Raw genomic sequence first — 3446 nt, forward strand, 5'->3', positions numbered from 1 at the left:
AGCCCGTGGTTGCCGGTCGCCAGCCAGACCAGCGAGCGAAACACCCGCCCGCCGTCCATCGGAAAGGCCGGCAGCAGGTTGAACACGCCGAGCACCAGGTTCATCAGCCCCAGCCACACCAGCACGTAATCGAGCGCCCGGTCTGCCCGCGCCCCGAGCAGCGCCCATGCCCCGAAGCAGAGCCCGCCCAGGGCAAGGCTGGTCAGCGGCCCCGCCGCCGCCATCAGCAGCTCCTGCAGCGGCCGCGCGGCCTCCCGGGTCACCTGCGCCACCCCGCCGAAAACGAACAGCGTGATGCTCTTCACCGGGATACGGAACCATTTCGCCACCACGCTGTGCGCCAGCTCGTGGAGCACGATCGAAACGAAGAACCCCGCCACGCTGGCGGCCGCCATCAGGTAGTGCGTCCCCTGCGACCCCTCCGCCATCGCGGCCGGGTAGAACTGCGTCGCCAGGAACCACATGCTGACCGCGAACAACACAAACCAGCTCGGGCTCACCAGCACCGGGATGCCCAGCAGCGTCGCCACCCGGAACGATCGCAGCCGCATGCCCCCTACCTTACGCTCCCCTGCGGAAGGGCGCGGTCAGCATCCTCAGCCCTGGCTCTTCGAGGGCGGCGGGGGCGGCCCCTGCTCGTCGTCACCCTCCACCACCGCCTCCCAGCACAGGTAGAAATAGAACAGCCCCATCAGGATCGGCACCAGGAAGGCCGGGTGGCGGCTCTCCACCAGCCCCCAAATCCCCCCGACCGTCATGAACATCAACGCGAAGACATAGACAAGGAATGCTCCCCAGCTGAAACCCAACGGCAACATGCTGTACGCCTCCGCCCCGCATCCTACCAGCGCCTATCGTCACAGGTGCCGGCAACAACAGTAGAAATCCCGTAAGAATTCGTGCCCGCTCGCTTCCCGCCATCCGTTTTACGAACGTTTTACAGCCTGCTGGCAACCCTCTGGCCGGAGCCGCGTTTCCCTTCATGCGTGTACCCCCCGGGATTGTTACCGTAATCGTCAGCGCCCCGCGCGCCTCGGAGGTCTCATGAGCTGGTTCCACAAGAAAACCCTCGCCGTTCTCGGCATCGGCGCCGGCCTCGCCATCATCCTCGGCGCCAGCCTTGGCGTGGCCGTCGCGAAACACTCCAATACGGTCGGGGGCGTCTGCGCCAACGGCTCGCCCGGCTGCAACATCCACTACGTCGGCACCATCCGCCCGAACCCGGTCAGCCCGTCGGCCTTCACCCAGTGCCTGCCCACCGGTGACTGGGTCGGCATCTACATCTGGGATGGCCCCAACCAGAAGTGGCTGCACTACTTCAACACCAACCCCGGCAACCCGGGCAACTACCCGTCCTACCTGAACGAACCGTCCGTCGGCGGCATCTCCAGCATCCCCGGCTTCTCCGGCGTCGTCCTCATCATGCGCCCGGGCGCCCCCAACCAGACCGTCACCTTCCTCGACGCCAACAGCGAAACCTGCAACTGACGCCCGGCTCCCGGCCGATACCCGGCGGCCCCTGCCCGGCGGCGGGGGCCGCTCGCGTTCCCCGGGGTGACCGCCTCTCGCTCGGCCCATAGGATGCAGCCCCGTGGGTGAACTCGCCGCCCTCCTCGCCGCCCTCACCTGGGCCGTGACCAGCATCGCCCTCACCTCCCTCTCCGCGCGTACCGCGCCCGCGGTCCTGAGCGGCCTCCGCCTCGGCTTCGGCGCCCTCGCCATGCCGATCGTGGTCATCGCCGCCGACCAGGTCGATGCGCTCAGCTCCGCGAGTGCGTCCACCATCGCCCAGGTGGTCGCCTCGGGCGCCCTCGGCTACGGCCTCGGCGATACGCTCTACATCCTGGCCCTCAACCGCCTCGGCATGCACCGCACCTTCCCGGTCTCGATGGCGCTGTACATCGGCCTGACCGTGCTCGGCGGCGTCCTGCTCCTCGGCGAGCCGTTCAGCTGGGGCCTCCCGGCCGGCGCCGCCCTCATCGTCCTCGGCGTGACCCTCGTCGCCGTGCCCGCCGCCGGCTCCGCCGGTCCCGCCCCGGCCACCGCTCCCCTGGCCGGGGCAGCCCTCCTGCTCGGGGTCGGCGTCACCTGGGCAGCGGCCACGCTCTGGCTCGCCCACGCAGGGGAAGGCCTCGAGGCGATCGCCGTCGGCGCCGTGCGCACCCCCGCCGGCGCGGTCGCACTGCTCCTCTTCGCCGCCGCCTTCCAGCGCCCGGCCCTGCTCGAACCGCTCCGCTCCCCCGGCCGGCTTGCCGCCATCGCCCTGGCCGGGCTCGCCGGCACCACCCTCGGCAGCCTCCTCTACGTCTACGCCGTCCTCACCGCCGGGGCCGGCCGTACCGCCATCCTCACCGCTACCTCGCCGCTGCTCGCCCTGCCCCTCGCGGTCTTCGTCCTCCGCGAACCCCTCACCCGCCGCATCGCTGCTGGCACCCTCGCCTGCGTCCTTGGTATCGTCCTCGTGGTCTCATGAGCACCCCGAGTCCCCGCGGAGAACCGCCCCTGCGCACCGTCGCGCTCCCCTTCGTCTTTGTCCTCTTCATCGTCGCTTGCGCGCGCGACGCCGAAGGCCCCGCGCGGCCCGTCGTCGTCATCGAACAGGGCGAGGCACGCGCCAGCGTCACCGTCGAACTCGCCACCACGCCCCAGCAGCGCGCCCAGGGGCTCATGTTCCGCCGCGCGCTCGGCGAAAACGACGGCATGCTCTTCATCTTCCCCGCGGAGAGCCGCGGCGGGTTCTGGATGCGCAATACCTACATCCCGCTCGACATCGCCTACATCGGCGCCGACCTCACCATCGTCGATATCCGCCGGGGCACCCCGCTCGATGAAACCATCCTCACACCCTCGACGCCCTACCGGTACGTGCTCGAAGTCAACGCCGGCTGGTTCGAAGCGAACGGGCTCGGCGTTGGCGCCCGCGTCATCCTCCCGGAAGACCTGCCCGGCGGCAGCTAACCCGCCCGCAGCAGCTGCTCCCACCCCGAGACCGGCCGGTTCGAGGCCACCAGCCGGGCGAACTGCTCCTCCGTCAGCGGCCCCGCAAAGAACCTGCCCTGCGCCGCCGTGCAGCCGACCTCCCGCAGGTAAGCGGCCTGCCACTCGGTCTCCACTCCCTCTGCCACCACCTCCATCCCCAGGGCTTCGCCCATCTCCACCATCGCCCGCACCAGCGGCCCGGAGGTCGCGTCTACCCCCAATCGCTCAACAAACGACTGGTCGACCTTCAACGTGTCGATCGGCAGCCGCTGCAGGTAGCTCAGCGAGGAGTAGCCCGTCCCAAAATCATCCAGCGCCAGCCGCACGCCCAGCTGCTTCAGTTCGCCCAGCATCTCCACCGCGGCCGGCGAGTCTTCGAGCAGCACGCTCTCCGTCAGCTCCAGCTTCAGCTGCTCCGGCGCCAGCCCGGAGTGTTCGAGCACCTGCCGCAACCGCGCCGGGAGGTC

The 3446-nt window shown here is 69.8% G+C and carries 6 protein-coding genes; 3 read left to right on the top strand and 3 right to left on the bottom strand.

The window, feature by feature from the left end:
• Positions 1–551 (bottom strand): site-2 protease family protein (locus tag VAE46_RS12955; protein WP_322797362.1); only part of this gene is annotated, 551 nt, incomplete at its 3' end.
• Between the two features lie 45 nt (positions 552–596).
• Entirely contained in the window at positions 597–818 is a 222-nt protein-coding gene (locus tag VAE46_RS12960; RefSeq protein WP_322797363.1) for a hypothetical protein, read from the bottom strand.
• Between the two features lie 226 nt (positions 819–1044).
• Between VAE46_RS12960 and VAE46_RS12965 the strand changes: the two genes are divergently transcribed.
• The 3 genes from VAE46_RS12965 to VAE46_RS12975 all read left to right on the top strand — a co-directional run bounded on the left by VAE46_RS12965 (position 1045) and on the right by VAE46_RS12975 (position 2958).
• Positions 1045–1488, top strand: a complete 444-nt coding sequence (locus VAE46_RS12965) for a hypothetical protein (RefSeq protein ID WP_322797364.1) — start codon at positions 1045–1047, stop codon at positions 1486–1488.
• Positions 1489–1591: 103 nt separating this feature from the next.
• Positions 1592–2473 carry a DMT family transporter gene (locus VAE46_RS12970; protein WP_322797365.1) on the top strand — a complete coding sequence of 294 codons (882 nt, stop codon included), beginning with the start codon at positions 1592–1594 and terminating at the stop codon, positions 2471–2473.
• On the top strand, positions 2470–2958 hold the full coding sequence (locus VAE46_RS12975) for a DUF192 domain-containing protein (protein WP_322797366.1): 489 nt from the start codon (positions 2470–2472) through the stop codon (positions 2956–2958). The genes VAE46_RS12970 and VAE46_RS12975 overlap by 4 nt, the downstream gene beginning before the upstream one ends.
• On the opposite strand, the gene VAE46_RS12980 is transcribed toward VAE46_RS12975, so the two are convergent.
• The coding region (locus tag VAE46_RS12980; RefSeq protein WP_322797367.1) for an EAL domain-containing protein at positions 2955–3446 on the bottom strand (492 nt) is incomplete at its 5' end. The two genes, VAE46_RS12975 and VAE46_RS12980, sit on opposite strands and share 4 nt — an antisense overlap.

Origin of the sequence: Tepidiforma sp., from assembly GCF_034433535.1 — a bacterium.
In the GTDB taxonomy this organism is placed as follows: Bacteria; Chloroflexota; Dehalococcoidia; order Tepidiformales; family Tepidiformaceae; genus Tepidiforma.